Origin of the sequence: Streptomyces asoensis (genome assembly GCF_013085465.1) — a bacterium.
Lineage (GTDB): Bacteria > Actinomycetota > Actinomycetes > Streptomycetales > Streptomycetaceae > Streptomyces > Streptomyces cacaoi_A.
Genome location: NZ_CP049838.1, coordinates 5,306,349 through 5,332,330, shown reverse-complemented (window position 1 = coordinate 5,332,330; position 25,982 = coordinate 5,306,349). Strand labels below are relative to the sequence as shown.

Annotated in this window: 22 protein-coding genes and 1 pseudogene; 7 read left to right on the top strand and 16 right to left on the bottom strand. The window is 70.7% G+C overall.

Annotation, left to right across the window (positions count from 1 at the left end; translation table 11 throughout):
• Nucleotides 1-36: 36 nt before the first annotated feature.
• The 11 genes from G9272_RS23860 to G9272_RS23810 all read right to left on the bottom strand — a co-directional run bounded on the left by G9272_RS23860 (nucleotide 37) and on the right by G9272_RS23810 (nucleotide 11,307).
• On the bottom strand, nucleotides 37-702 hold the full coding sequence (locus tag G9272_RS23860) for a response regulator (RefSeq protein WP_171398453.1): 666 nt from the start codon (nucleotides 700-702) through the stop codon (nucleotides 37-39).
• Nucleotides 699-2,105 carry a sensor histidine kinase gene (locus tag G9272_RS23855; protein ID WP_171398452.1) on the bottom strand — a complete coding sequence of 469 codons (1,407 nt, stop codon included), beginning with the start codon at nucleotides 2,103-2,105 and terminating at the stop codon, nucleotides 699-701. Before G9272_RS23855 ends, G9272_RS23860 begins: the two co-directional genes overlap by 4 nt.
• Nucleotides 2,106-2,130: 25 nt before the next feature.
• Nucleotides 2,131-2,967 carry an ABC transporter permease gene (locus G9272_RS23850; protein WP_171398451.1) on the bottom strand — a complete coding sequence of 279 codons (837 nt, stop codon included), beginning with the start codon at nucleotides 2,965-2,967 and terminating at the stop codon, nucleotides 2,131-2,133.
• The gene (locus tag G9272_RS23845) at nucleotides 2,967-3,887 is read right to left on the bottom strand and encodes an ABC transporter ATP-binding protein (protein WP_171398450.1); all 921 of its coding nucleotides are present in this window, start codon (nucleotides 3,885-3,887) and stop codon (nucleotides 2,967-2,969) included. The genes G9272_RS23850 and G9272_RS23845 overlap by 1 nt, the downstream gene beginning before the upstream one ends.
• A 1,324-nt stretch (nucleotides 3,888-5,211) precedes the next feature.
• Nucleotides 5,212-5,985 carry a DUF2637 domain-containing protein gene (locus G9272_RS23840; RefSeq protein WP_171398449.1) on the bottom strand — a complete coding sequence of 258 codons (774 nt, stop codon included), beginning with the start codon at nucleotides 5,983-5,985 and terminating at the stop codon, nucleotides 5,212-5,214.
• Between the two features lie 473 nt (nucleotides 5,986-6,458).
• Nucleotides 6,459-7,595 (bottom strand): HTTM domain-containing protein, encoded by a 1,137-nt coding sequence (locus tag G9272_RS23835; protein ID WP_171398448.1) that lies wholly within the window; start codon nucleotides 7,593-7,595, stop codon nucleotides 6,459-6,461.
• Nucleotides 7,585-8,274: a DUF5819 family protein gene (locus G9272_RS23830; RefSeq protein ID WP_253267916.1), complete on the bottom strand. Its 690-nt coding sequence runs from the start codon at nucleotides 8,272-8,274 to the stop codon at nucleotides 7,585-7,587. The genes G9272_RS23835 and G9272_RS23830 overlap by 11 nt, the downstream gene beginning before the upstream one ends.
• Nucleotides 8,275-8,435: 161 nt before the next feature.
• Entirely contained in the window at nucleotides 8,436-9,821 is a 1,386-nt protein-coding gene (locus G9272_RS23825; protein WP_171398446.1) for an ice-binding family protein, read from the bottom strand.
• 260 nt (nucleotides 9,822-10,081) lie between these two features.
• Nucleotides 10,082-10,711, bottom strand: coding sequence for a hypothetical protein (locus G9272_RS23820; RefSeq protein ID WP_253267915.1), 630 nt, complete (start codon nucleotides 10,709-10,711; stop codon nucleotides 10,082-10,084).
• 56 nt (nucleotides 10,712-10,767) lie between these two features.
• Nucleotides 10,768-10,911: a hypothetical protein gene (locus G9272_RS23815; RefSeq protein ID WP_171394573.1), complete on the bottom strand. Its 144-nt coding sequence runs from the start codon at nucleotides 10,909-10,911 to the stop codon at nucleotides 10,768-10,770.
• A 189-nt stretch (nucleotides 10,912-11,100) separates the two neighbouring features.
• The gene (locus G9272_RS23810) at nucleotides 11,101-11,307 is read right to left on the bottom strand and encodes a DUF5994 family protein (RefSeq protein ID WP_216377828.1); all 207 of its coding nucleotides are present in this window, start codon (nucleotides 11,305-11,307) and stop codon (nucleotides 11,101-11,103) included.
• Between the two features lie 575 nt (nucleotides 11,308-11,882).
• Between G9272_RS23810 and G9272_RS23805 the strand changes: the two genes are divergently transcribed.
• From G9272_RS23805 to G9272_RS23795, 3 genes are all read left to right on the top strand, one after another.
• Nucleotides 11,883-12,146 (top strand): hypothetical protein, encoded by a 264-nt coding sequence (locus G9272_RS23805; protein ID WP_171398444.1) that lies wholly within the window; start codon nucleotides 11,883-11,885, stop codon nucleotides 12,144-12,146.
• 264 nt (nucleotides 12,147-12,410) lie between these two features.
• Nucleotides 12,411-13,652, top strand: coding sequence for a PP2C family protein-serine/threonine phosphatase (locus tag G9272_RS23800; RefSeq protein ID WP_171398443.1), 1,242 nt, complete (start codon nucleotides 12,411-12,413; stop codon nucleotides 13,650-13,652).
• A 262-nt stretch (nucleotides 13,653-13,914) separates the two neighbouring features.
• Nucleotides 13,915-14,994, top strand: a complete 1,080-nt coding sequence (locus G9272_RS23795; protein ID WP_171398442.1) for a fatty acid desaturase family protein — start codon at nucleotides 13,915-13,917, stop codon at nucleotides 14,992-14,994.
• A gap of 54 nt (nucleotides 14,995-15,048) precedes the next feature.
• Here the strand turns inward: G9272_RS23795 and G9272_RS23790 are convergent, their stop codons facing one another.
• Together G9272_RS23790 and G9272_RS23785 are read right to left on the bottom strand one after the other, a co-directional pair.
• The gene (locus G9272_RS23790; protein ID WP_171398441.1) at nucleotides 15,049-15,921 is read right to left on the bottom strand and encodes a helix-turn-helix domain-containing protein; all 873 of its coding nucleotides are present in this window, start codon (nucleotides 15,919-15,921) and stop codon (nucleotides 15,049-15,051) included.
• A gap of 195 nt (nucleotides 15,922-16,116) precedes the next feature.
• Nucleotides 16,117-18,486, bottom strand: coding sequence for a histidine kinase (locus G9272_RS23785; protein WP_171398440.1), 2,370 nt, complete (start codon nucleotides 18,484-18,486; stop codon nucleotides 16,117-16,119).
• Between the two features lie 137 nt (nucleotides 18,487-18,623).
• Between G9272_RS23785 and G9272_RS23780 the strand changes: the two genes are divergently transcribed.
• Together G9272_RS23780 and G9272_RS23775 are read left to right on the top strand one after the other, a co-directional pair.
• Entirely contained in the window at nucleotides 18,624-19,730 is a 1,107-nt protein-coding gene (locus G9272_RS23780; protein ID WP_171398439.1) for a CPBP family intramembrane glutamic endopeptidase, read from the top strand.
• 84 nt (nucleotides 19,731-19,814) lie between these two features.
• On the top strand, nucleotides 19,815-20,876 hold the full coding sequence (locus tag G9272_RS23775) for a YihY/virulence factor BrkB family protein (protein ID WP_171398438.1): 1,062 nt from the start codon (nucleotides 19,815-19,817) through the stop codon (nucleotides 20,874-20,876).
• Between the two features lie 27 nt (nucleotides 20,877-20,903).
• On the opposite strand, the pseudogene G9272_RS23770 reads toward G9272_RS23775, so the two are convergent.
• From G9272_RS23770 to G9272_RS23760, 3 genes and pseudogenes are all read right to left on the bottom strand, one after another.
• A pseudogene (locus G9272_RS23770) lies at nucleotides 20,904-21,122 on the bottom strand (saccharopine dehydrogenase); the annotation flags it as partial.
• Between the two features lie 116 nt (nucleotides 21,123-21,238).
• On the bottom strand, nucleotides 21,239-21,928 hold the full coding sequence (locus G9272_RS23765; protein WP_171398437.1) for a GAF and ANTAR domain-containing protein: 690 nt from the start codon (nucleotides 21,926-21,928) through the stop codon (nucleotides 21,239-21,241).
• A 119-nt stretch (nucleotides 21,929-22,047) separates the two neighbouring features.
• Nucleotides 22,048-23,202 carry an aromatic acid exporter family protein gene (locus G9272_RS23760; protein WP_253267914.1) on the bottom strand — a complete coding sequence of 385 codons (1,155 nt, stop codon included), beginning with the start codon at nucleotides 23,200-23,202 and terminating at the stop codon, nucleotides 22,048-22,050.
• Nucleotides 23,203-23,331: 129 nt separating this feature from the next.
• On the opposite strand from G9272_RS23760, the gene G9272_RS23755 reads away from it, so the two are divergent.
• The gene (locus G9272_RS23755; protein ID WP_171398436.1) at nucleotides 23,332-24,864 is read left to right on the top strand and encodes an FAD-dependent oxidoreductase; all 1,533 of its coding nucleotides are present in this window, start codon (nucleotides 23,332-23,334) and stop codon (nucleotides 24,862-24,864) included.
• 265 nt (nucleotides 24,865-25,129) lie between these two features.
• Nucleotides 25,130-25,978, top strand: a complete 849-nt coding sequence (locus G9272_RS23750; RefSeq protein WP_253268231.1) for a polyphosphate polymerase domain-containing protein — start codon at nucleotides 25,130-25,132, stop codon at nucleotides 25,976-25,978.
• The last annotated feature ends 4 nt before the right edge of the window (nucleotides 25,979-25,982 follow it).

Genomic DNA, 25,982 nt, shown 5'->3' with positions numbered 1-25,982 from the left:
ACTGTCATGTCTCCAACATGAAAGAGTGGGCGGCACTCACTGCCGCGGAGCGACCAGTCCCGCGTCGTAGGCGAGGATGACCGCCTGGATACGGTCGCGGGCACCGACCTTGGCCAGCACCCGGCCCACATGCTTCTTCACGGTCGACTCGGTCAGCACGAACCGTTCGGCGATCTCAGCGTTCGTCCAGCCCGTGCCGATGGCCACGAGCACCTCGTGCTCGCGTTCGGTGAGCGCCGCCAGCCGCGGGTCCGTACGAGGCCCGGCGTCGGGCGCGAGGACGTCGTGGGCGTGGGCGTCGAGCAGGCGGCGGGTGAGCCGGGGGGATACGACGGCGTCGCCGGTCGCGACCGCCTGGATGCCGGCGAGGAGTTCCGTCGGGCGGACGTCCTTGAGCAGGAAGCCGCTGGCCCCGGCGCGCAGCCCGGCGTAGGCGTAATCGTCGAGGTCGAAGGTGGTCAGGATGAGCACGCGGGTGCGGCCGCCCGCCGCCACGATGCGGCGGGTCGCCTCGATGCCGTCGAGACCGGGCATACGGACATCCATCAGGACGACGTCGGGGCTCAGTTCGGCCGCCATGCGGACAGCCTGCGCGCCGTTGTCGGCCTCACCGACGACGCTCACGCCGGGGGAGCCGTCGAGCAGCATGCGGAAACCCATGCGGGGCAGTGGCTGGTCGTCGGCGATCAGGATGGTGGTCATGGCGTGGGCTCTCCGGAGGTGGCCGAGGCGGACGGATCCATCAGGACGTCCACGATCCAGCCCTGGCCGTCGTCGCGTGGTCCGATGGTGACGGTGCCGTCGTAGAGCGAGGCACGTTGGCGGATGCCGACCAAACCGTGGCCGGAGTCCCCGCGGTGGGCCGTGGGTGGTCTCCGCGACAGTGAACCGGTGTCGGCGACCCGGACACGCAACAGGCGGCCCTCGATCGCGACCGTGACGTCGGCCGTGGCACCGGGGCCGACGTGTTTGAGGGTGTTGGTCAGGGCCTCCTGCACCACACGGAACACCGCGAGCTGCACACCCCGGCCCAACCGGTCGACCGGTCCGACGGTGCGGTAGACCACCGGCAGACCGGCCGCGCGGACCCGGTCGAGCAGGGTTTCCAGGTCACGGACACCCGGCTGCGGGGACCGGGGCGAGCTGTCGTCCTCCGGTTCCGAGGACTCGCGCAGCACCCCCAGCACGCGCCGGAGTTCGTCCATCGCCTGGCGGCCGGTGTCGCCGATGAGATGGAGTGCCTGCTCGGTCCGATCGGGGTCGCGGGTGGTCAGGACGGCGGCGCCGTCGGCGAGGTTGACCATGACCGACAGGTTGTGTCCGACGATGTCGTGCATCTCCCGGGCGATCCGCGAGCGCTCGGCCGCCGCCGTCAGCCGGGCGCGCTGGTCCCGCTCGATCTCCAGCCGCGCCGCCCGGTCCCGCAGCGCGGACAGGTACAGCCGGCTGATGCGGAAGGTCAGGCCCAGGGCGACGGCCCCGATGCCGGTGCCGGTGGACAGGAACAGAAAGGCCACCGGACTGGCCGCCGGGATCACGGTGACCACGATCAGCACCCACCCCGCCACAGTCGCCGGCAGCGCCCAGCAGATCGCGCGCGGTGAAGCGTGCAGGGCGAGGTCGAACAGGGCGATCAGCAGAACGGCGGCAGCCGCGGGCCCCAGGCCAAGCGACCACATGACCGGGCACACCACGAGGCAGACGCCGAAGACCTCGGCCGGAGCGCGGCGGCGCCACCACAGCGGCACCACCAGCACGGCCGCGATGGCCAGCACCACGCCGACGGGCAGACCCGCTCCCACCGGGCGCGACACCGGATGCCCCGGGCTGTGCACCAGCAGATCCGGCGGCGCGGCAGCGGCGACAAGGACCACCACGGCGGTGTCGAGGAGCCAGGGACGCCGCCGGTCCGCCGCCCGCAGCCGGCCCAGCACCCGCAGCAGCGTCCGCATGACGGGGTGCGCCCAGACGGCCTCGGGCCCCGGGCGGACATCTCCCCGCCCGAGGGTCGGCTCGGAGGGCAAAGCCGCCCCCGGCTTGGCCGACCCGGCCGAGGGGGAAGCCGTCCCCGCCCGGCCCGGGTGACCCGACCTTGTGTGATCCATCGGTTCCATCCTCGCGGACGCGACCTCAGACATCACTGCGGCGCAGCCGGTAGGCCGCACCGGCCAGCAGCAGTACGGCCCACACGAGCAGCGCCGTCATCCCCGCTCCGGGGCTGACCAGGGAGTCGCTGGACTCGTGCAGAGTCATGACCGACTGGCCGGCGTTGCTGGGCAGGTAGCGGCTGACGGTGTCGCCGAGCGAGCTGGGCAGCAGTCCGGTCAGGCCGGGCAGGACGAGCACCACGCCGGCCAGGATCGCGATGCCCCCGGCGTTGTTGCGCACCAGCAGGCCGACCGTCACTCCGTACACACCGACCAGGCCCAGATACAGGCCCGCGCCCAGCAGGCACCGGAAGACCCCGGCGTCCCCGAGGGACAGGGCGATCTTCTCGCCGTGCAGGGCGGCGCTCCCGAGCCCGAAGGAGACCAGGGCGCCGACGGTGGACGTGACGAACGCGATCGGGCCGTAGACCGCGCACTTCGCCCACAGGACGGGCAGTCGGCCGGGCACGGCGGCGAAGGTCGAGCGGACCATCCCCGTGCTGTACTCACCGGCCGACAGCAGAACACCGAGCGCGCCTACGGCCAGTGCCGCGAGGTTGGTGCCGGCCAGCGCCAGGGTCAGCGCCGCACCGGATTCCGCGTCCTTTCCGCCCAGCGGACCGCTCGGACTGTAGAGGGCCGCGGCGATCGCCCCGATGGCCACCAGGAACAGCACGGCCACGCCCAGCGTGATCCAACTGGAGCGCAGCGACCAGAACTTGGACCATTCCGAACGGACGACCCGCCGACCGGTCACCCGGTACACCGGATGCGCCGGCGACGAGGTGGTCGTAGGGGAGGTGATGGTGTCTGCGGTCATCAGGCGGCCCTCCTGGTGTCGCTGCTGTGGTATTCCACCGCGTCCTGGGTCAGATTCATGAACGCCTCCTCCAGGGACACCGACTCGGTGACCAGTTCGTACAGCGGCACCTGGTGCTCGGCCGCCACCTGCCCGATCCGCCGCGTGTCCAGGCCGGAGACCATGAGCCGCTCGGCACCCGTCGAGGTCACGGTGACGCCGGGCGCCGCCAGCAGCGAACGCAACCGCGCGGGCTCGCCGGTGGCCACCCGCACGCCCTTCTCCTCCGACTGCTCCACCAACGCGTCGACGGTCGTCTCGGCCAGCAGCCGACCCCGCCCGACGACCACCAGACGGTCGGCGGTCTGCGCCATCTCGCTCATCAGGTGCGAGGACAGCATCACCGTGCGGCCCTCGGCGGCCAGTCCGCGCAGCAACTCCCTCACCCAGCGCACGCCTTCGGGGTCCAGTCCGTTGACCGGCTCATCCAGCATCACCACCGCCGGATCGCCCAGAAGCGCGGCGGCGATGCCCAGCCGCTGCCCCATCCCCAGCGAGAACGCCCCGACCCTCTTGTGCGCCACGTCGTGCAGACCCGCCACGTCGATGACCTCCTCCACCCGTCGCTTCGGCACGCCATGGGTGTACGCCAACGCCATCAGGTGGTTGAACGCGGAGCGGCCCGGATGCACGGCCTTCGCTTCCAGCAGCACCCCCACCTCCTGCAAGGGCGCCCGGTGTTGGGCATACGGCTTGCCGTTGACCAAGGCCGTACCGCTGGTCGGCGCGTCCAGGCCCACGATCATCCGCATGGTGGTGGACTTGCCCGCCCCGTTGGGCCCCAGGAACCCGGTGACCTGCCCCGCCGGAGCGGTGAAACTCAGGTCGTCCACTGCCGTCCTGTCCCCGTACCGCTTCGTCAGCCCACGAACTTCGATCACAGTGCCGCTCTCCGCTTCCGTCCGGCCCGGCATCCGACCGGGTCACTGCTTTCGAGACTAGGAGCGGCCACGGCGCGACCCGTGGACCCGGAGGTCACAATGACCGCTGGTCACTGGTACCGCGGTACACCGGCAAAGTCGTCATCGACGATCCGGTCGGACGCCCGGAACCTCGTCCGGGGCTCAGCCGTGCAGCGCGCGATATGCCGTGATCGCCCCTGGGTGCAGCGGGACGGCGCCCGTGCCGATGGGCAACAGGCCGCTCATCGCCCCGAGTTGCTCGGTCGCTGCCGAGCCTCCCTCCGTGTGCTCCCGCAAGGGCACCCTTCCGGCCGACGCTCCCTTCCCAAGTTCAGCCCCTCGCCGGCCACACAGAGCAACCCTCCACGCCTCCGGGGCGACGGCGTGCCCTTAGCGTGCCCTCAAGACCGGCAAGCCACGGTCGGCAGTGGTGCGATCCCATGCCTCTGTGCACCGCACCAGAGCACATACGACCAGGTCAGAAGCTATCCAACCCGGCAGGCGCCGTCGCTTCCCAAGCTGAGAGTGCGAGTTCGATTCTCGTCACCCGCTCCACGAAGAAGGCCCAGGTCATCGACCCGGGCCTCTTTGCTGTGCTCTGTGATCACTCGGCGCGGGCCAGAAAGTCGACTGTCGGCGTAACCGCAGCAGCCACCCCCCTGGCTGATCAGGCGGGGATCCATCCAGGCCACGATGGCGGAACGTTACTCACGGGGCAGAGGCCAGAGTCGCCGGGATAGCCGTCCGGCGTCCCCCGGGTTGCGAAGAACCACCATGCCGACCACACCGTCGCGACAACCACCAGCAGCGTCGGCAGTGAGGCGCGGACCGCCGTTGGCGCGCGAAGCACCAGGTGTCGGCCGATGGCCCGAGCCACGAGCCCGACGAGTGCCTCGGCTCCCACGACGAGAGGGAGCAGGAAGTTGAGCTCGAAGCGTCCGCCGGCGTCATAACCCGCGTCGCAGTATGCCCGCGCCCAGACGGTCAGGGACCAGGCGACGCAGCCCATAGCAGCTCCGAACGATGCGGAGCCCGCCCAGGGGAGACAGGAGGTGAATCTCGGCTCGGCTGTGTGCACGACATGACACGACATCGAACGCACCATTCACGGTTCCCAGATGGGCGGGGGTGAGTGTCCGACTGCGACGAACTCCGTGATCAGGCCCGTGCCAGATGCGTGCTCCACGAAGAAGGCCCAGGTCATCGGCCTGGGCCTTTTGGAAGCCTCGGGGACGCCCACGACGGTATCGGCTTTACGCGACTTCCGGCCGAACGTGCCGCGCCGGAAGGTCGCGCCCTATTGCTACTGGCGGTGACGGGGCGATTCCTGCCGCGGTGGCAGGGTCAAGGTGATTTGTCGGACGAGTTGCTGGAAGCATGCCAGGGACGCGAGGGCGGGTAGGGCGGCTCCAGCGATACCGGTGAAGGTCTTTTCGGCTTGAGCCACGCACAGCATGATCGCGACGGAGGAGAACAACAGAACGATGAACCATGAATGCAAAGCTCGGCGCTGATGCAAGGCAGTTCGCAGGATGGAGAGAGAGGCCACCATCCAGGGGCCGTACACAAGAAGAGGCCACTGAGGGATCATTCCGCTCTTCGTACCGGAAGAGATGTTCTGAAGAGGCCCGTAGGCGACCATGCCGCCGAAGACGCTGACCATCGCCACGATGGCGGCAACGAATGCGACGATGACGAAGCTGCCGGTCCGCAACCACTTGAGCCGGAGCTTTCGGGCTCGGATCTTCCGGTGCCCCACAGAAGAGCGTCGGATGGGCGGCAGCTGAGCGGTGATCTGCGCCAGGTTCTCCATCGGGTCGGCGAAGTCGACGCCGGATGACGACTCGCTGCGAGGTGGCGGCACCACCCCGACCGTCTGCTCCGCGGGAACGGCCTCCTGCAAGAGATAGGCCAGTTCCTCGACCGGATCCCAGCCCGAGTCGGGGGGTGCCAGGGGAGTCCCCGAGCCCAGGCCATCGACAGGACCGCCATGCCAGCCGGCGCTCGGCGCGTAGGGGTACGGGTCGGAATGCCAGTCATGCCGCGCGAAGGACGGATCCGCATAGTCGTGATTCATGAAAATCCGCCCCTGTCACGCGCAGTCCGCGTGACAGCCGGACTTTGCCTGATCATTCCACCGCCGATTGAGTTCCTCCTGGGCCGCTTCCAGCAGTGCCAGGAACTCACGGAGCAGTGACTCCGTAACCTGGTGTTCGACCCGCGCGCCGTCCCCGTGCAAGGTGCCACGCGGCTCAGTCGCCGAGTGTGTCGTAGCAGGCAGGTAAGTGTATTTCCCCGCTGTCACATCACGCGTCGCAGGCATTTTATCCTTCCCCGCGTCGCGGTAGGGCAAGCCGTGAGACCTTGCTGTCGTCATATCCCGATAACGCCGCTCCCCCTCCTCCAGATGCGCGGCAAATGAGTGACGCCGCCGTGAGGGAAACATTGAGGAGAGCATTTCGTAATTAATCCAATTCGCGGCCCACTCCGCACGTTATGAGCCGAGAGAATTGTCCTCTCAATCCTCTTGAGCATAAATAGGATTCACCGTCAGTACTGATCTTCAAAGGTGACGCGACGCTTCGACCCACGCGAGTCGCCGGGCCCGCCCTGCGCGGGTACGGCTCCGGGGCCTGCCGCTCGTCCGGGTGCCGGCCGGCCGCTGTCCGTCCGCCGCACCGCGCGTCGGCAGAGGCGGGGCAGGAAGGTGTAGAAGCGGTCGGGAAGGAACACGGCGTCCGCGACGATCATCGCGCCGGAGAAGAGAGGCAGCCCCATGAGCACGGCGATGCCGATGTGCATGCCCAGCAGCATGACGAGAACGGGGTACTTGAGCCTGCCGAAGAGCACGAACGGGAATGCCACCTGCAAGAGCACGGTCATGTAGCCCGCGACGGCGACCGCGAGCGTGTGCTCGTCCACGAAGTGGGAGATGGCGGGCCAGGGCCGGAAGAGTTCGAGGTTCAGGACGTAGTGGAGCGCTGTGCCGCCGCCCCAGGAAGCTCCCTGGACCTTGTACAGGCCGGCTGATCCGTAGAGGAAACAGACCTGTGCCGCGATGACGAACATGCCGCAGTTGTGCACCACCGTGATCAAAGTGGCTCTGGCATCGCGGAGTTGGCACGCGAAGGGGCTCCTCGCCGAGGTCGGCGCGCCGCCCGCCCGAACCGTCTTCAGCCGGTGTCTGCGGGCGTCCAGGGACCAGCGCCGGCCGCACGCGGTGAGGACGAGGTAGAGGGACATCAGCAGGACCAGGTTGTCGCCCCCGTCCGTCATGAAGATCGCCCGGCCGTGGAACGAGGTCACCACGACGGCGAAGAGGACGGACAGGACGCGGGTCCGCCAGCCCAGCATGAACAGTGCGGACGTGACGAGCGCCAGCACGTAGCAGAGCTCGAAGCAGGCGCGGCTGTCCGAGAGGGTCAGGACGCTCAACCATCCCGTCTGCTCGAAGAGTTGGCGAGCCAGGGCGGGCGTCCACGGCGAGCCGGGGCCCCAGATCTCGGCGCGGTGCGGGAACTCGCGCAGCAGAAAGGTCAGGTAGAGCAGTCCGTAGCCGATACGCAGCACCGACGCCGCGTACAGGGACACCGGGCGGCCGGTCAGGAGTTCCCACACGGCGGTGATCCGGTCGGCGAGCCACCGGTCGACGCCGACGGACGCGGTCCTCTGTGCCTCATTTTCCATGGCGGGTCACCTTCCACCAGGGCAGGAGCCGGTTCTCGACCGGCGTCGGCGGGCGGTTGCCGGCGGCGGGGCCGGGCGCGGCGATGGGCAGTGCGACGACGCGGAGCTGGATGAAGTCGAAGGTGCCGCTGCTGTGGGCGGCGGCACGGTCCGCGGCGATGTTGCTCAGGTACTTCTGCATCATCAGGGCGCGTTCCGTGCGCGCCTTGTCGTCTCCTCCGTGCGAGTCGACGTAGCCGGCCCAGGCACGGCGCAACATGTTCTGTGCCGTGTGGCTCGGGAACGGCTGATGCTCGACCGCGGAACGGTCCACGGCGGTCAGGTCGAACCAGGGGCTCACCTGAACCGATCCGTCGGAGCCGGTGCGTGCGGTTCTCGCCAGAATCTGCCGGTTGACGGATTCGGGGTCCGGGGCGAAGAGCCGCCAGTTCTGTTCGAAGAAGGGGTACACCCAGGCGTTGATCAGCGGGCTGTATCGCTTGGAGACGGTGTTGGCCGGTGCCACGTGGAGGAACACCAGCATCACGTGGACGACACTCACCGCCAGGCAAAGGAACACGGCGGCGCGCAGCCCTGCTTTCAGTGCACGGGCCTTTCTCGGCAGCCCGGGGGGCGCGGCCTTGACGTCAGGACATTCCCGCGTGGCCGGACCGGATTCGGACTGATGGATTTCCTCCACGTCCGCTGAGTCGATTCCGCTCGACACCGCTTACCTGTCTTTCTCTATCAGCTGCTCGCGCCCGGCTTTCTCGCTGACGGCCACCGACGGCGTGCGGCGGAATCGATGAGAATTCCGCCGCGCGCCGTCATCCGGTGAGCGGACTGACCGAGGTGCGCTGCCTAGCCCTCGTGGTCCTTGGAGTGGTCGTCGCCCTCGTGGCCCTTGGGCACGTCGTCGTAGCCGAAGTTCTCGTCGGGCTGCTTGCCGTGCTCGTCCTGGCCGTGGTTGTACTTGTCGTGCTCGTCCTGGCCCTGGTCGTACTTGCCGTGCTCGTCCTGACCGTGGTTGTACTTGCCGTGGTCGTTCTGACCGTGGTCGTACTTGCCGTGGTCCGGCTTACCGGGGTGGATGTACTGCCCGAGGTCGAGCTTGCCGCCGTGGCCCGGCTTTCCGTTGCCACCGTGGCCACCGTGGCCCGGTCCGCCCGGTCCGCCCGGTCCGCCCGGTCCGCCCGGTCCGCCCGGCGCATGGTCGTTCCCGCCGGGGCCGTTTCCGCCGGTGGTGTTTCCGGCGCTGTTGCCCGCGGTGTTCCCGCCGGTGGTGTTCCCGGCGGTGTTGCCCGCGTTGTTCCCGGCGGTGTTGCCCGCGGTGTTCCCGGACGAGTTACCGGCAGTGATGCCCGAGGTGCCGCCGCTCCCGACGATGGGCCCGCCCAGGACTCCACCGGTCACGAGGCCACCGCTGACGAGGCCGCCGCCGAGAAGCCCCCCGCTGGTGGAGGTGCCGGCGTTCGTTCCCGTCGTCGTCGTACCAGTGGTGGAGGCCGCGCACCCGCCGAGGAAGATCCTGTTGTTGTTGAGGGTCACAGAACCTACCGAGGCCAGCAGCCGGCCCTCGACGTTCGTTCCCTGGTTCACGGTGATCGAGTTCTCGGCCATGAGGGTGCCCACGAAGCTGGTGGTGACGCCGAGCGACGCATCCTCGCCGATCTGCCAGAACACGTTGCACGCCGAAGCGCCGTTGGTGAGGAGAATCCGGCTGGAGGTCGCCGTCGTCAGGGACTCGGGAATCTGGAACACCCAGACCGCGTCGGAGCTCCCCTGACCGTCCAGGACCAGGTCGCCCGTGATGCCGACACCGGCTGTGGCGTGGTAGACGCCGGGAAGCAGGGGCGGACCTCCGCCGATTCCCGCCGGAAGCGCGAAGTCCACGGGCTGGCCGGCGGCGTTGTTGTACGCCACGAGCAGGTCGGCCTTGGCCTGGAGGGCCGCGGCGTCCGCGGGGTGGACGGCGCCTCCCACCAGACCGGGGGGGAATCCGGTGATGGCCGGATTCGGGTGCGTCCCGAGGTCGTGGGCGAGCACCGAGTTGCCGGTGTTGGTGACTCCCTGACCCGCCAGAACGGAATAGCTGGCGGTAGTGCCCAGAGGTACGGGCAACGCAATCGCCGACGCCGCCGTCGGCGTCAGGAAGACCATCGCAGCGGAAACCGTCGCGGCGAGGACGGTGGCCAGCACACCGGACAAAGTGCGGCGGTCTGCCGCTTGAGGGATCTTCAGCTTCATCAAAAGGCCATTTCCTGTGGGGGCCGTGGCATACCGGGCCCTACCGATCACCCGGAAGCCTTGTCGCTGCTGCCGCATATTACGCAGAAATATCTTTTCTCCGGCATGACCGGGACAGGGGAAAATTCCCGCTCATTCAAACAGCGCACAGTGCTGCGTTAATCATTTGAGTTGCACTTCCGACTATGTGCATTCCCTCGAATGGGTGGCGCCGCCGGCAAGGAAACGGCCCCCGTTGGACCCAGCGCAGACGGTGTCGGTCAGCCTGGCCGCTGGGTGCGGTTTTCGTGAGCGAGCCCGTCCGGGTGGGCGGCCGTACGCGGCCCCAGCCCGAGGGGAAGGACCAGGGCTCGTAGCACCACGGGGTCCGACGGCCGGAGAACCTGCTGGTCCGACGGCCTACGAACCAGTCCGATGTCCTGCCAGCCCCACGACAGGAAGGCTTTGCAGATCGCCGAGTCGGACTGTTCCACCAACGTCGCCCCGAGCGAGGCGTGATGGTCGGCGAGCAGGCGGTACTGAAGGCGGCGGGCGAGTCCCTTGTCGTCCGTGTGGGGGTGAACCACTGTCTCGGTGATCGCGAAGACGTGACCGGACGCCGTGAGCTGTTCGACGCTCCGCGGAAGGGGCCCGTCGAAACCCCGCCACCACGTCCCCTCGCGCCGCACCGGGAATCCGTAGACGCACCCGGCGAAAGCGGTGCTCTCCGCGATCAGCAGGGCGAAGCCGGGCCGCCGGATGGCGCCGGTCAGGCGCCGCAGAAACGCCTCCCGGCCCCGGTACCCCTCGCCGGGCCGTGCCCGGGAGGATTCCACGTACAGATCGGCCAGGTCCTCCTTGAGGGTCTCGGCCTGCCAGCGGTTCAGCCGACGCAGGCGTAACGCGTCCATCGCGGACGGTGTGCGTCCGTCACCGTGCAGCGACTGCTCCCGGCCGCGCGGGGCCGTCACGGCGCACCGCCCATGACAACGGGAATCCCGCAGGATCGCCCGCCGACGTCGCAGAAGGTGACCACCGTGAGGTCGACATCGATGCTGCGGATGCGGGTGCCGCGTTCGTGCCGGTAGACGTTCAGTTGTGGAAGGGTCATGGCTCCTCTGTCCGGACGCATGTGGGTGTGGGTGTGGGTGTGGGTGTGGGTGTGGGTGCGTGGTGTCGGACGGGATGAACCTCCGGTCCGGCGAACCGAGTTACAGCCCTCGGTTCGTGAACGCGGTGCCTGAACGCGGTTCGTGAACGCGGCCTCCGGCACCGGAGTGCGTGCTTGCGATCCGGTGGGCTACCAGCCGGGAGCACCGGGCAGTACGCGCGTCCGGTCGGCGGGGGTGCCGCCGGTGGCGGCGAGAATCCGTTCGGCCGGGGCGTCGTTGTCGTCGACGACCAGATGGCCCGGCCTCTCGCCCCAGGCGCCCGCGTCGAGGCCGACCCGGGCGAGCGGATCCAGCCGCGCGGTCAACGCGGCGAGCAGCCGGGGAAGTTGGCTCATGCCCAGGGCCGCAGAGATCTGTGCGTCGTCGAGGCCCGCCGGTTCACGGTCGCGGCGGGAGCCGGCGACAGGCGGAGAGAGGAAGAGGTGGGGGAGGACGACGAGAGCCGGTCTTCGAGTGTCGGCGAGAGGGTGATGGTCGCAGTCATGACGCGAACCCTGCCCCGGTCCGACTGCGGTCGGCCCGGCCTGTTCGATCGCCGAAAACGACACGGGCGTGGAAGCCGGTGCGCGAAAAATCCTCGGTAGGTTCAGCGTACTCCTCGGCCGAGGAGTGCCGACAAGTGCCGACGAGTACCGAGAAGCGCCCTTCGCGCGGAGTAGGGTCGGATTACCGGGAGCACTTCGCACACCAGATCAGATGCTGGTGCCGTTCTCGGCGAGGAACAGGACCGGATCGTCGAAGACGAGCCCGGGGACAGGTTCACGCCATGACCGCGACCAGCAGAGGTACAGCCATCACGTCGCCCGCTGTCGCGTCGCCCCCTGTCGACGACGCCGAGCCGGGCGGTACCACGGATGATTCGGCCGGTTCCCCGGTGGAGGCCGTGGGCAGGTCTGGACGGCGTCACCCCGTGGAGTCACCGGAACCGCCCGCTGCCGGGAACGTCGACGTGCGCCTCGTCGCCTCGTCCCCCGAGGCCGCCCGTCAGGTCGCGGAGGTGCTCCGTCGCTGCTTCGCCTCGTCCGAGCAGCGCAGCTATCCCGTCGGCACGGCGGCCGGCGGAACCCGCCTCCACCTCACGGTGGACACCGCCCGCGCGGCAGAGCCCGCGCGCTCCTGGCTGGTCACCAGTCGGTCTTCCGGGGACGGCCGTACGCAGACGGACGAAATCTGAGACCCGAGCGCCGCGAAACACCGGATGCCCGATATGTGCACCAGGCATAGCATGAGATCGGGTCGGCACACTCTCACGTGCGACCGGCCCGGAAGGGCGACCCCGGTGTGTATACGCCGGGGTCGTTGGAGCACGACGGACGCGGCCACCGAGAGCAGGGCGTGATCCGTCCGCCGATTTCCCCGTCGACCCAAGCCCCTTGTGGTGAACGGCCTTTGAACGGCCTGGTTCCCCATCCCCCGGGACGAAGGGAAGCAGACAGCGATGACGGACGGTGGGCGGAAGCCAAACCGGATCGGGGTGGACCGGTCGGAGGGGTTTGGCGAGCGACTGCTGGGTGTGCTGCTGGACCGGGCGCACGAGATGCCGCCGGAGCTGATCGCCCCACTCGTCGCGGAAGAGGTGGCCAGGGTCGGGGGGCGGGAGGTCTCCATCCTCCTCCAGGACTACGAGCAGGTTCTGCTGGTGCCGCTGCCGGGCCGCAGGCTGAAGGTCGGCGGTCCCGAGCCGGTCGAGGGCTCCCCCGCCGGCGAGGCGTTCCTGAGCCGCAGAACGGTGGAGGTGCCGCAGGACGGCAGTGTGCGGATGTACCTGCCGCTGCTGGACGGCAGCGACCAGATCGGGGCGATGGCCCTCACCCTGGACAGCGTCGACGACGACGACCGGCGGTTGCTGCGCAGACTCGCCGGTCTGGTCGCGGACATGATCGTCACCAAGGACGCCTACACCGACCAGTTCTTCCAGGCCCGCCGCAGTTCCCCGATGAGTGTCGCCGCGGAGATCCAGTGGTCGTTGCTGCCCCCGCTGACGATGACCGTTCCGCAGGTCGAGGTGGCCGGGATCCTCGAGCCCGCCTACGACGTGGCCGGCGACAGCTTCGACTACGCCCTCAACGGCGACATCCTGCATGTGGCCATGCTCGACGCGATGGGGCACGGGCTGGACGCGGCGACCATGGCGACGGTGGCCGTCGGCGCCTACCGCCACACGCGACGGGCCCATACGGATCTGTCCCAGGTGTACGCGTTCATGGACCGGGCCATCAATGAGCAGTTCGGCCCCGACCACTTCGTCACCGCTCAGATGATGATCCTGGACATCACCTCGGGTCGGCTTCAGTGGGTCAACGCCGGCCACCCGGCTCCGTTCCTCATCCGTGACCGCGTAGTGGTGGACCGGCTGGAGAGCCCGACCACGTTGCCGGTCGGCTTCGGCGGTGAGGAGCCGGTCGTCAGCGAGCGGATGCTCCAGCCCGGGGACCGGTTGCTGTGCTTCACCGACGGACTGATCGAGGAGCACCAGGCCGGCGGGGCACAGTTCGGTGAGGAGCAGCTCATCGAGTGGACCAACCGGATCCTCCACGCCCGCACCGCGGTACGGGCGGTGGTACGAGGGCTCTCCCACGCCCTGAAACAGGAACGCGGCGGCACCACGACCGACGACGCGACCATCTTCCTCATCGAGTGGCGAGGCGGCGACGCGGATCACCTCGCCACCCTCGACTGAGCCCGCCGACGATGAGGACGAAAGCGCGCGGCCGCTCCAGAAGCGCTGCCCTGTCACGGTGTGAGACCTGCCTGTCAGGGAACTCGCACGCAGACAGAGGGCCTGCGCTGCCGCGGCAGACGAGGCAGACGTCTTCCTTGCTTCGCGGTCGCGCCACGCGCATTCCGCAACGGCGGAAGCGCATCCCCACCTGCGGCCAGGCCTCAGCAACTCCCGAGGCGGCGCCGAGCCATCTGCCTCCTTCGGAGAGAGTCTCACCCTCATGACCACGAACACCTCGGTCCGCCCTCCGCCCTCCGGGACGTCCGGCAGTGACTTCGCCCGACTGTCGAGAAAGATCGCCGATGCCGGCCTGATGGGGCGCCGTCCCGGCTATTACGCACTGCGGATCACCGTGGTGACCGGGCTCTACGTCGGCGGGTGGGCCGCCGTCGCGCTCGTCGGCGACAGCTGGTGGACACTGGCGGTCGCCGTCTTCCTGGCCGTCGTCTTCGGCCAGGTCGCCCTGCTCGCCCATGACGCGGCCCACCGCCAGGTGTTCCGCCGACGCCGGGCCAGCGAAGCCTCCGGACGGATCGCCGGCGCCGGTGTCGGGATGGGCTACGGGTGGTGGCACGACAAGCACACCCGCCACCACGCCAACCCCAACCATGCGGAACTCGACCCCGACCTCGACCCCAACCTGCTGGTCTGGTCCCAGGACCAGGCCCGGGCCGCCAAGGGGCTTCCCCGCCTGCTCGGCCGCCGGCAGGCGGTCCTGTTCTTCCCGCTCCTCACACTGGAGGGCTTCAACCTGCACGTGTCGAGCGTGCGGGCGCTGGCCGATCGCTCGCTCAAGCACCGCACGCTCGACGGCACCCTGCTGTTCGCGCACTTCGCGGTCTACCTGACCGTTCTGCTCTGGCTGCTGCCGCCCGGTATGGCGATCGCCTTTCTCGCCGTCCACCAGTGCCTGTTCGGCGTCTACCTCGGCTCCCTCTTCGCGCCCAACCACAAGGGCATGCCGATCCTGACGGGTGAGGACCGCCCGGACTTCCTCCGCCGCCAAGTGCTCACCTCACGCAACGTGCGCGGTGGCCGGTTCACCGACATCGCACTGGGCGGGCTGAACCATCAGATCGAGCATCACCTGTTTCCCAGCATGCCCAGCCCCAACCTGCGCAGGGCCCGGACCATCGTCCGGCGCTACTGCGAGGAACTGGGTCTGGACTACGTGGAGACCGGGCTGATCACCTCCTACCGGCAGGCCCTCGCCAGTCTCCACCAGGCCGGAGCACCGCTCAGGCAGGCCCGCGTCCCCGCCCAGGCGCCTGCGTCAGCCATCGGCGGCAGTGATGTGTAGCTGACGGCGCGCACCGCCGGAGGCCCTGGGCCCGGGCGGGCCATGCCTGCCCACTCAGGAGTTGATCGCCGCGTCGCCGTACGTCCTGGCGGTGCAGGTGATGAAGTCGCGGCTGCTGTCCGGGGTGAGGGCCTGGGCCTGGAGGTGGTCGTACATCACGCTGAAGTGCCGCACGTCGGACGGCTTCTCCAGGTAGAGATCGCTGGTGAACCGTTCCAGGTACACCACCCCCGCCTCGGGACTGTCGGCGAACCGCAGGAGGGAGAACTGTCCTGCCAGGCCCGGGTGAGCGCCCGCCGTGTAGGGCAGGACCTGCACCGTGATGTGCGGCTCGGCGCCGAGTGCGTTCAGGTGCTCCAGTTGTTCACGCATGACGTCCGGGCCGCCGACGACGCGGCGCAGAGCCGATTCGTCGAGGATGACCCACAGGCGCAGCGGGCAGGCCGGGTCGTAGATCCGGTGCTGACGGCGTAGCCGCACCTTGAGGTGTGTGACGGCCTGTTCGCCGGTGAGCCGAGGGATCGTTTCCCCGATGACAGCCTGGGCGTACGCGGGGGTTTGCAGCAGCCCGGGGACCACCATGGGCGCGTAGGTGTGCAAGGAGGCGGCGTCTGTCTCCAGGCCGATGTAGACGCTGTCGTAGAGGTCGCCATAGGGGTGCCACCAGCCCCGCTGACCGGACTCCCTGGCCATCTCCATGAGGGATTCGATGACCTGCTGGTCCGTCACTTCGTAGATCGCGCAGAGGTCTCGCACATCGCGGGGGCTGATGGCGCGGTTGCCGTTCTCCATGTGACTGATCTTGGGCTGGGAGACCATGAGCCGCTCAGCCGCTTCTGTGCTCTTCAGCCCGCTGGCCACGCGGAGCCGGCGAAGCTCGGCCCCGAGACGGCGTCTCCTGACAGTGGGATTGTTCTTCGCCGCCACGCGCGGTGTACCTCCGGATCCAAAATGCTGTGTCGGCACGCAGGTTGCCATGGCACGAGGGTTGTTGATCACGCGCAATGCCGCCGTGATCGCCGTCGGCCGAAACGGACTCTTACCTTGGCAATTGCCTTGCTTCAAGCAAGGTGCGAGGCCACCGGTTCCGACTCGGGGCGGCGTGCCCTCTCACGACGACCATCACGCGTGTGACGACGGGGACGCCTCCTCCTGGGCGGGCGCCGGATCCGGCCGGGTCGACAGCAACACCCTGACGACACCTGCCTGTTCGAGAGCGATATGTCCGGTCCCCCTCCCCACCCGCACCTTCAGGCGTTCGGCCACCGGGCCGGTCACGGCCAGCGGTACGCCCGACACCGTCACCCGCAGGGTGTCTCGCCGTCTCCTCAGCGTGACCCGCGCCGGCCCTCGATCGCCCGCGCCGAGCGCCGCCTCGACGATCCGGTACGCCGACAGGGCCACAGCGGGCGGCAGGTCCCGCGCGGCCTCCGGCAGGCCCCGCAGCGTCACGTCCCGCCCGGCCGTGCGCACGGTCCGGCACAGTGTGTCGAGGTCCGCGGCGGTGGGCGCCGGAGCGAGCCCCGGCCCGGTATCCTCCTCCGACTCACCCAGGCTGTGCAGGAGTTCGCGCATGGCGGCGAGTGCCGACCGGGCCTTGGCGGCCACCTCCTCCAGGCGGCCCTGCCGGGCCTGTTCGACCAGTGCCGCCGTGGGGTGCAGGACGGCGTCGCGCAACTTCGCCGCCAGCCGGTGCCGTTCGGCGTCCGCGGCCCGTTCCGCGTGCCACAGCGCGCCGGCCAGCGCGAAGTCGTCCCAGGCCAGGATCCGCAGCCGTCGGCGCCGCACGGCGAGCCCGGCGCCCCACAGGCCGGCGAACACGGCAGCCAGCACCACGGCCAACGGCACGAACATCAGCACGGCGGCGGGCCACATCGAGCCCTCGCCCGACAACTCGCCGTCCGCGCCCGCCGTCGCGACCAGGGTCCCGGAGAGCGAGACCGCCGCCGCGCCCCACGCGGGCCAGGTGCGGGCGGCCTCCCGGCCGTAGACCGCCACCGCGTACACCGCCAGCAGCTCCGCGAGCGCTCCGCCGGCGAAGAACTCGGACACCCGCGACGGCAGCGCGGCCGCGGCGACCGCCGCCGGCCACAGCCACGACGTGGCCAGCACGCCGAGGAACGCCGGCCACGGGGCACGCCGCCGCCACAGCAGCGGCACCGCGTGAGCGGTCAGCAGCACGGTCACGACGAGCAGGCCGGGCACCGCGGCGCGCAGGCTCGCGCCCGTCCACTCCTCCGCGGTGACCAGGGCGAACACCAGCGGAAGGAGCGTCGCCGTGAACACCAGCGCGGGATCGGCCAGCCGCTGTTCCCGCAGGACGTCGCGCCGGCCCGCGCCCTCGGGCGGACCCCACGGCCCCGTGGCGTCGGGCAACGTGGCCCGGACCCGCCAGCCACCGCCGGGTGCGGGGCCCGCCGTCAGTTCCCCGCCGACGGCCGCGGCCCGCTCCCTCATCCCCGCGACGCCGCGTCCCGACCCCAGACCGTCGACGGCGTCGATGCCGTCCGGTGCCGAGCCGCGCGGGGGAGCGTTGTCGACGCTCAGTTCCAGGACGCCCTCCCCGCGCAGGACGCTGACGTGCGCGGCAGCGCCCGGGGCGTGCCGCAGGGCGTTCGTCAGGGCCTCGCGGACGATCCCGTGGACCGCCTCGGCCGCCGGTCCGGCCAGGTCGTCGGGAAGCACGGCATCGATCGGGCGCCCCAACCGGCCGAATCCGGCGATGAGTTCCTCGATGCGCGCGGTCATCGGAGGGGGATCCGGACGGTCGACGTCACGCAGCAGACCGACGAGCCGCTGGAGCGCCGTCAGGGTCTCGGTGCCGGTGCGCTCGGCGAACGACAACGCCTCGGACGTCAGCTCGGGCCTGCTGTCGCCGAGTCTTCGCGCGGCGTCGGCCGTGATGACGACCGAAGTCAGGTGATGGGCGCTCACGTCGTGCAGTTCGCGGGCCAGACGCCGCCGTTCGGTGTCGCCCGCCCGCCGCCGGGCCTCCTCCGCGCCGGCCAGCAGGCGGGTCGCGAGCGACCGTCCCCTGAGCCACTGCCGGCGGGCCTCACCGAGCCCCGCGCAGACGACGTACAGGAGCGCGCCGAGCACCCACTCCGAGGCGAGCGCGGGCCGGACCCCGACGTGGACGAGAGACAGGAGCCACTCGACGCCCACGGCCGCGGGGACCGCGCGTACGGTCACGGGCACGGGGCAGCGGACCGCGACCGAGTACAGCGCGACCGGCGCACCCACCCCGAAGTAGCCGTCCGGCCAGGCCGCCTGGCCCACCAGGAGAGCGCCGAGGGACCAGGCCAGGGCCCGCACCGGCGCCCGCCGTCGACGGCCCAGCGCGGCCGTCTCCGCGACCACCGCGCCGAGGACGGCGACCAGTGCCGCCGCCCCGGGCACCCCCTCGCCGGCCAGACCGGCTCCGGGCCACAGCCAGGCGATCTGCCCGGTCGCGAGCAGCGCGGGGAGCAGCCAGTTGCGTATCGTCTCCATCTCGGCACGAGCGTAGGGCGGGGTGCGACGGCGCGGCACCCGCCCCGGGTACGAGGTCGCTCTCCACCCTCCGGCAGAGACGCCGTTCGTGCCCGCGGCCGATGTGGGGACACGGGCCCGCGGCGAGGCTTGTCGCCATGACGAATCCGCTCGCCGCCCCGATTCCCGCGCTCCTCCCCGAAGTGCTCCCCTATCACCGCATGGCCCGCGTCTCGGCCCGTCACCGATGGTGGCGGCCCGTGCTGGGCACCGGGTTCGTGGCCGTGGCGTGCGTGCTCGTGGCCGGACTGCTCTACGGCCTCGGCTCCGCCCTGGGCGCGGCCAGGGGCTACCCCGAAGCCCCGGACGGAACCGTCGAGTTCGGCCCCGTCTCGGGCACCGCGCTCGACCTGCTGGCGATCGCCACCGCCCTGCCCGTCGTCCTGCTCGCGGTGCGCTGGACCGGCCGTCGCCCGGCGGGCACGGTCTCGTCCGTGACGGGCGGACTGCGGTGGCGCTGGCTGGGGCTGTGCGTACTGGCGGCCCTCCCGGTCCTCGCCGTGACCACCGGGGCCATGCTTCTGCTGCCCGTGGACGACGCCACGCCATCGCGGTGGGCGGGCTGGGAGGTCTTCGGCCCGGCCCTCGCCATGCTGATCGTCCTGGTACCGCTCCAGGCGGCCGCCGAGGAGTACGTCTTCCGCGGCTGGCTCACGCAGGCGGTCGGCGCCTTCCTGCGCTCTCCCTGGTGGGCGCTCGTGCCCCAGGCCGTCCTGTTCGCCGCCGCCCATGGCTGGGGCACCCCGTGGGGCTTCGCCGACCTGGCCGTGTACGGAGTGGTCGCGGGCCGGCTCACCGTACGCACCGGCGGGCTGGAGGCGGCCATCGGACTGCACGCCGTGAACAACCTCCTGGCCTTCGGCGTCTCGGCCGCCGTCGTCGACGGTCTGAAGAGCGACGACACCGCAGCGGACCTTCCCTGGCAGCTCGCGGCCGTCGACCTGGCCGGCATCGCCCTGTACACGGCGGCCGTCCTCTGGCTTGCGCGTCGCCGCACGCCGACCCGCACCGTGCCCGCGCCGGCACCGGTCCCGCCGCCGTTGCCCTTCCCCGCCGCGTACCCCCAGGCTCTCGCCGCTCACGCCCCCGCCCCCGCCCCCTGGATCCCGGTCCCGTACGCCGACCGCCCGGACGCGCCGGCTCTGCCCCTGGGGGCGGCGCCCTCCGCTCCCCCACCCGGCGACGCCGACCGGACCCCGCGCTGACGCCCACCCATGGGCTCGGAAAAGAAAAGTCCGATATGTTCCATATGTACGCATAAGCGGTGCCGAGCCGGATACACGACCGGCATGGTACGGACACTGAAGCCGCACAAGCGGCACGGCGAGCGCACGGACGACCGCGAGGGCGAGACCGGGCAGGATCCGGCCGCCGTCGGTCCGGACGAGCAGGTGGAGCGGCAGGCCCCCGACAAGCCGACTGACCTGCCCAAACGCTCCTGGGGAGCAGTACTGAAAGGCACCCTGAAGGAGTTCAAGAAGGACGAGCTGGCCGACCGGGCAGCGGCGCTGACCTACTACTCGATCCTGGCGCTGTTCCCCGCGCTGCTGGCGCTGGTGTCGCTGCTGGGGATCGTCGGGCAGTCGGCCACCCAGGCGGTCCTGGACAACATCCAGAAGCTCGCGCCGGGCGCGGCCCAGGACATCCTGCGCAACGCGGTGCAGCAGATGCAGGGCAAGGGCGGGGTCGGCTCGATCATGGCGATCGTGGGTCTGGTGCTGGCGGTGTGGTCGGCGTCCGGCTATGTCGCCGCGTTCATCCGCAGCGCCAACGCGGTCTACGACATCCCCGAGGGCCGTCCGGTGTGGAAGGTGCTGCCGGTGCGGGTCGGCGTGACCGTGGTGCTGATGGTCATGGCGGTGATCAGCGCGCTGATCGTGGTGTTCACCGGCAGTCTGGCCCGCCAGGTCGGCACCACCCTCGGGGTCGGCGACGCGGCGCTCACCGTGTGGTCGATCGCCAAGTGGCCGGTGCTGGTGGTCCTGGTCACGGTGATGATCGCGGTCCTGTACTGGGCCACCCCGAACGCGCGTGTGCGCGGCTTCCGCTGGGTCACGCCGGGCAGCTTCCTGGCCCTGCTGATCTGGATGGCGGCGTCCGCCGGGTTCGCGCTGTACGTGGCCAACTTCAGCTCGTACAACAAGACCTACGGCACCCTCGCCGGTGTGATCATCTTCCTGGTGTGGTTGTGGATCACCAACCTGGCCATCCTGCTCGGCCTGGAGTTCGACGCGGAAATGGTCCGCCAGCGCGCCGTCGCCGGGGGCCACCCGGCCGACGACGAGCCGTACGTCCAGCCGCGCGACACCCGCACCTGGGACGAGGAGGACCGCCGCCGCCTCGGGTCCTGACCCGGCGGAGGCGGCCGGCTCCCGCGGTCAGGACACCGTCCGCTGCTGGAGCCGTACGAAGGAGATGTGCAGGGACAGGGCGCGGAGGAAGTCCGGCGCGTCGAAGATCTCGCCGGCGGAGGCGACACCCACCGTGCGGGTCCGGCCGGTGAGGATGCGGTCGACCGCCTCCACCGCGAGCGGCGCGCTGACGGCGTAGATGTCCCGGCCGCTCGCCACGGCGCACCGTCCGATGTCGCCGGACCTTCCGCTCACGGCCCGGCGCCGACCCGACGCGGGCCCGGTACGCGCAGGGCATCCGGCGGAGAGCCGAATCGGTCACCGAGGGCCAGGTGGCGGACGCGGTCGTGGGTCCGTCCGGGTCAGGTGAGGCCGCCTTGTTCGCAGACCCGGCGGGCGACCTCGCGGAGCTTGATGTTGTTCTCCTGCGAGAAGCGGCGCAGGACGTCGAACGCCTCGTCCTCGGTGAGCCGGTGACCGCCCATGAGGATGCCCATCGCCTCGCCGATCACATGCCGGGTGGCGACCGCCGCCTGCATCTGGGCGTGCGCGCGGGCGCTGGCGAAAGCGACCGCGGCGTGCGAGGCCAGGAGCCAGCCGGCCGTCTCGCTGGCCTCGGTGAAGGCACCGGGCCTGCGTGAATAGAGGTTCAGCGCGCCGAGATCCTCGTCCTCGGTGAACAGCAGGAAGCCCATCATGCTGCCCACGCCCAGGGCGCGGGCCCGTGGCGCGTAGGCGGGCCAGCGGGGCTCCTCGTGGGTGAAGTCGGCGATGCGGAACACCCGTTCCCCCTGGGCGGTGCGGGCGGAGTCGAAGCACGGCCCCTCGCCCATCCGCTCCTGAAGCCGGTCGCTGTCGACGACGAGCCGGTCCGTGGCCGCCACCGTCTCCACCTTCGTCCCGCGCAGGATGAGGATGCCCGCCTCGTCACAGCCCTCCACCAGCTCGGTCGCCGAGGCGGCGATCCGGCCCAGCGTGTCCCCGACCGAATCCTGCGCCAGAAGGTCACGGGCCATCGACGCCAGCTTCAGAGCGAACCGCTCCCAGTCCATCGCGTCCTCCACCTCTCCCGGTCGTCACCCCCACCCACCCTGCCACGCGGGCCCCGCCAACCTTCGGGGACGGCGTGGTCGGGTGGTCGGGTGGTCGGGGGTAGTCGGGGGTGGGGGTGTCAGTCCCGGACGAGCTGGTCGGCCAGACGGTGCGCCTGGGCCAGCAGCGTTCCGTACATCACCAGCGCGTCCGGGTCGTCGGGCACCGCTCCCGGCAGCAGCCGGCGGAACTCGTCGAGGGTGCGGTGGAGCTCCGCGACCGCCTCGCGCAGTTGCTCCGCCGTACGGTCGTCGGGGCCGCCCGGGGCGAACCGGGTCCTGCCGTACAGCCGGACGGCGCGCGCCGTGTGATGCAGGAAGTCCGCGTAGGCGCGGGTGATGCCCGCGGGCGGCCGGGCCTCCTCCCCGCGCTCCGCGATCTCCCACACGGTCCGGGTCACCCCCGCGGTGTGGACGGCGACATGGTCGAGCACGACCAGCGCGTCGTCGTACGCCTTGCCGGGCGAGGAAAGGAGCCGCGTGCGGCGACCCCGCGGATTGCCGCGCATGCTCTCCCGGCTCCAGCCGATCGCCGACCGTGCCTGGTCGACCAGCCGGCCCAGCCGCAGTGCCCGCTCGTGCCGGCTCCCGGCCGCCGGCCCGTCCCACTCGCCGTCGGCCAGCCCCTCGGCCACCGCGTCCAGGATCTCCTGCGCCTCACGGGCCGCGTCCTCCAGCGCGGCGCGGGCGTCGCGCAGGTACACCGGCGGCCGGATCAGCACGTTGACCGCCACACCGACCACCGCGCCGAAGACCGCCTCCGCGATGCGGGCCGCCGACGAGACGACGCTCACCTGGCCACCGGTCAGCACGAAGAGCGCGCCGCTGGCGGCATAGACACCCTGGCTTCCCAGACGCCGCCACTGCCCCAGCAGCAGCACCGCCGGAAGGACCAGGGCCATGGCGGCCATCGTGCTGCCCAGCGCCAGCGCCCCGGCTGTCGCCACCGCCGTACCCACCGCGATCGCCGCGAGCTGCTGGAGCCCGTGCGCGATGGACCGGTACACGGTCGACTCCACCAGCACGACCGCGACCCACGGCGCCACGAACGCCATCGGGGCCTCGAGCCACCAGCCCACGACCGCCCACGCCAGCCAGGCGGCCAGCGCCGCCTTGCCCGCCTGCACCGCCAGGTCCCGCTCACGGCCCGGCCCCTCCCCCGCCCGCCGCACCGCGGCCGCGGCGGACCCGACCCAGCCCCGAAAGGCCCACGTCGTCCTGCGCGTCCACTCCATGGCACAGCGAGTGCCACACCAGGGACGAGACGCACCCGCCGACCACGACTTCGCCAGAAGCGGTGCGGAAGAGCTACATATCTGGGCGTATCCCGGCGTATCACTCCGCCCTGCGGGCACTCGGCCGCCATGAACGCCGCGACAGGAACCCAGGGCTCCTACTGGCTGGAGACCGCGCCGCCCGGCGCCCCGGCTCCCCCGCCGTCCGGTGACCTCACCGTCGACGTCGCGGTGGTCGGCGCCGGCATCGCCGGCCTCAGCACGGCCTGGGAGCTGGTCCGGCAGGGACGCGAGGTGGCGGTGCTGGAGGCCGACCGGCTCGCCGCCGGGGTCACCGGCCACACGACGGCCAAGCTGACCGCCCAGCACACCCTGATCTACGACCACCTGCGGCGCACCCGCGGCCCCGAGGGCGCCGCCCTGTACGCGCGCTCGCAGACCGAGGCGATCCGGCACGCCGCCGAGATCGTCGGGGAACTCGGCGTCGACTGCGCGTGGGAGGAGGCGGCGGCCTTCACCTACGCCGAGGATACGCGGCACGTCGCGGAGTTGCGGGCGGAGGCCGAAGCCGCGCGTGAGGCGGGGCTTCCGGCCGAGTTCGTGACCGAGACCGAGCTGCCCTTCGCGGTCGCCGGCGCGGTCCGGGTGAGCGGACAGGCCCAGTTCCATCCCCGCAAGTACCTGCTGGCGCTCACCGACGACCTGCTCCGGCGGGGCGGCACGGTGTACGAGGGAACACGGGTCGTCGGCCTCACCGAGGGCGAACCCTGCGTCCTGCGCACCGACACCGGTGTGTCGATCCGCGCCCGCGAGGTCGTGATCGCCACGCACTTCCCCGTCTTCGACCGGGCCCTGCTGTTCACCCGGCTCAGCCCACGCCGTGAACTCGTCGTCGCCGCGACCATCGACGAGGACCGCGCCCCGCGCGACATGTACATCACGCCGGAACGGTCCACCCGCTCCGTGCGCACCGCCCCGTACCGCGACGGCAAACGCCTGCTGATCGTCACCGGGGAACACTTCACCCCCGGCACCGCCGACGCCGAGGAGAGGTTCGCCCGGCTGTCCGCCTGGGCCGACGACCGCTTCGCCGGTCTCACCTTCACCCACCGCTGGGCCACCCAGGACAACGACTCCACCGACTCCGTACCTCTGGTCGGACCGCTCCACCCCGGCAGCCGGCACACCTATGTGGCCACCGGCTTCGGCGGCTGGGGCATGAGCGGCGGCATCATGGCGGGCAGTCTGCTCAGCGACCTGGTCAACGGCCGCGAGACCGCCTGGAGCGGCCTGTACGACCCGCGCCGCCTGGCGTCCGTGGTCCGCGAGGGGACCACGTTCCTGAAACACCAGGCCCAGGTGGCCCGGCACTTCGTCGGCGACCGGCTGCCGGCCGTGACGGCCCTCGCGCCGGACGACATCCCCCCGGGCCACGGCGCCGTGCTGCGCCTGGGCGGACGGCAGTACGCCGTCCACCGGGACGAGGGCGGCACGCTCCGGGCGGTCTCGGCGCGCTGCACCCACCTCGGCTGCATCGTGGCCTTCAACCACGGCGAGCAGGCCTGGGAGTGCCCCTGCCACGGCTCCCGCTTCGCCCCGGACGGAGAGATCCTTCAGGGCCCGGCGGTACGCCCGCTGGAGAAGCGCGACCTTCCGGAGTAGGGACGCCCACCGCGTCCCTACTCCGCCTCCGCGTTCACTTCGAGTTCATCGCCCGTACTAACGGTGTTCAGAGACGTCCCTCATCGGCCTTTCATCTCTTACCTGTTTCTTACAGGGATGTGATTGATGGCCGACCATCTGAAGGGACGTCATGACTGGCTGGTTGAAGCGCCGTCGCTCCGTCGACGGCGGGCCGGGCGGCGACGAGGCCCCCGTGCGGGCCGGGGGATCGCCGCCGCAGTTCGCGGACGACGAGGCGCTGCGGGTGGCCAGCAGACTCCACGCCTTCAACCGGTACGAGCTCAAGTACCTGGTGCCGGTGGAGCAGGCGGCGGGGATACGGGACGAACTGGGCGAGCGGATGGACCGCGACCTGCACAGCCCCGTCGGCGGCTACGGCGTGTGGAGCCTCTACTACGACACGCCTCAACTCCGGTTCTACTGGGAGAAGATCGAGGGGCTGAAGTTCCGCCGCAAGCTGCGCATCCGCCACTACGGAGACCTGGACGGGGTCACCGACGACTCCGCGGTCTGCGTGGAGATCAAGCAGCGGGTCAACCGGGTCACCCAGAAGCGCCGCATCACCCTGCCGTACGCCACCGCCCGGAAGCTGTGCGACGAGCGGGAGATGATCGAGCACTCGGCGAAGGAGAACGCCTTCGTCAACGAGGTCCTCGAGCTGGTGGTCAGGCTCAACCTCCAGCCCACCGCCATCACCGGCTACCAGCGTGAGGCGCTGGTCGGCCGCGACCAGGACACGGGACTGCGCGTCACCTTCGACCGCCGCATCCGCGGCCGCGACCGGGACTTCCACTTCGGCACCCCGAACGCCGAGAACCGGTTCACCATCCCGCCGCACCTGTCGGTGATGGAGATCAAGGTCAACGAGCGCACCCCGTACTGGATCACCGACCTGGCGGCCAGGCGCAACCTGAGCCTCGTCCGGGTCTCCAAGTACGTCCAGAGCATCGAGGCGTTCGGACTGGCCCCCAGGTCCGTCTTCCACGTCCGGGAGGAAGACCTCCCGCCGGCGCCCGCCCTCGCCCCCCTCCCCCTCGTTCCCACGCCCGCGTCCCCCACGACGCGACGCCCCACGGAGGCATCCCACTCGTGAATCT

Bases quoted from the DNA above. Each gene is read 5' to 3' on its own strand.
- G9272_RS23860 (WP_171398453.1), bottom strand. From the start codon at position 702: ATGACCACCATCCTGATCGCCGACGACCAGCCACTGCCCCGCATGGGT.
- G9272_RS23855 (WP_171398452.1), bottom strand. From the start codon at position 2,105: ATGGATCACACAAGGTCGGGTCACCCGGGCCGGGCGGGGACGGCTTCC.
- G9272_RS23850 (WP_171398451.1), bottom strand. From the start codon at position 2,967: ATGACCGCAGACACCATCACCTCCCCTACGACCACCTCGTCGCCGGCG.
- G9272_RS23840 (WP_171398449.1), bottom strand. From the start codon at position 5,985: ATGAATCACGACTATGCGGATCCGTCCTTCGCGCGGCATGACTGGCAT.
- G9272_RS23835 (WP_171398448.1), bottom strand. From the start codon at position 7,595: ATGGAAAATGAGGCACAGAGGACCGCGTCCGTCGGCGTCGACCGGTGG.
- G9272_RS23825 (WP_171398446.1), bottom strand. From the start codon at position 9,821: ATGAAGCTGAAGATCCCTCAAGCGGCAGACCGCCGCACTTTGTCCGGT.
- G9272_RS23820 (WP_253267915.1), bottom strand. From the start codon at position 10,711: ATGGACGCGTTACGCCTGCGTCGGCTGAACCGCTGGCAGGCCGAGACC.
- G9272_RS23815 (WP_171394573.1), bottom strand. From the start codon at position 10,911: ATGACCCTTCCACAACTGAACGTCTACCGGCACGAACGCGGCACCCGC.
- G9272_RS23810 (WP_216377828.1), bottom strand. From the start codon at position 11,307: ATGAGCCAACTTCCCCGGCTGCTCGCCGCGTTGACCGCGCGGCTGGAT.
- G9272_RS23800 (WP_171398443.1), top strand. From the start codon at position 12,411: ATGACGGACGGTGGGCGGAAGCCAAACCGGATCGGGGTGGACCGGTCG.
- G9272_RS23795 (WP_171398442.1), top strand. From the start codon at position 13,915: ATGACCACGAACACCTCGGTCCGCCCTCCGCCCTCCGGGACGTCCGGC.
- G9272_RS23785 (WP_171398440.1), bottom strand. From the start codon at position 18,486: ATGGAGACGATACGCAACTGGCTGCTCCCCGCGCTGCTCGCGACCGGG.
- G9272_RS23780 (WP_171398439.1), top strand. From the start codon at position 18,624: ATGACGAATCCGCTCGCCGCCCCGATTCCCGCGCTCCTCCCCGAAGTG.
- G9272_RS23775 (WP_171398438.1), top strand. From the start codon at position 19,815: ATGGTACGGACACTGAAGCCGCACAAGCGGCACGGCGAGCGCACGGAC.
- G9272_RS23765 (WP_171398437.1), bottom strand. From the start codon at position 21,928: ATGGACTGGGAGCGGTTCGCTCTGAAGCTGGCGTCGATGGCCCGTGAC.
- G9272_RS23760 (WP_253267914.1), bottom strand. From the start codon at position 23,202: ATGGAGTGGACGCGCAGGACGACGTGGGCCTTTCGGGGCTGGGTCGGG.
- G9272_RS23755 (WP_171398436.1), top strand. From the start codon at position 23,332: ATGAACGCCGCGACAGGAACCCAGGGCTCCTACTGGCTGGAGACCGCG.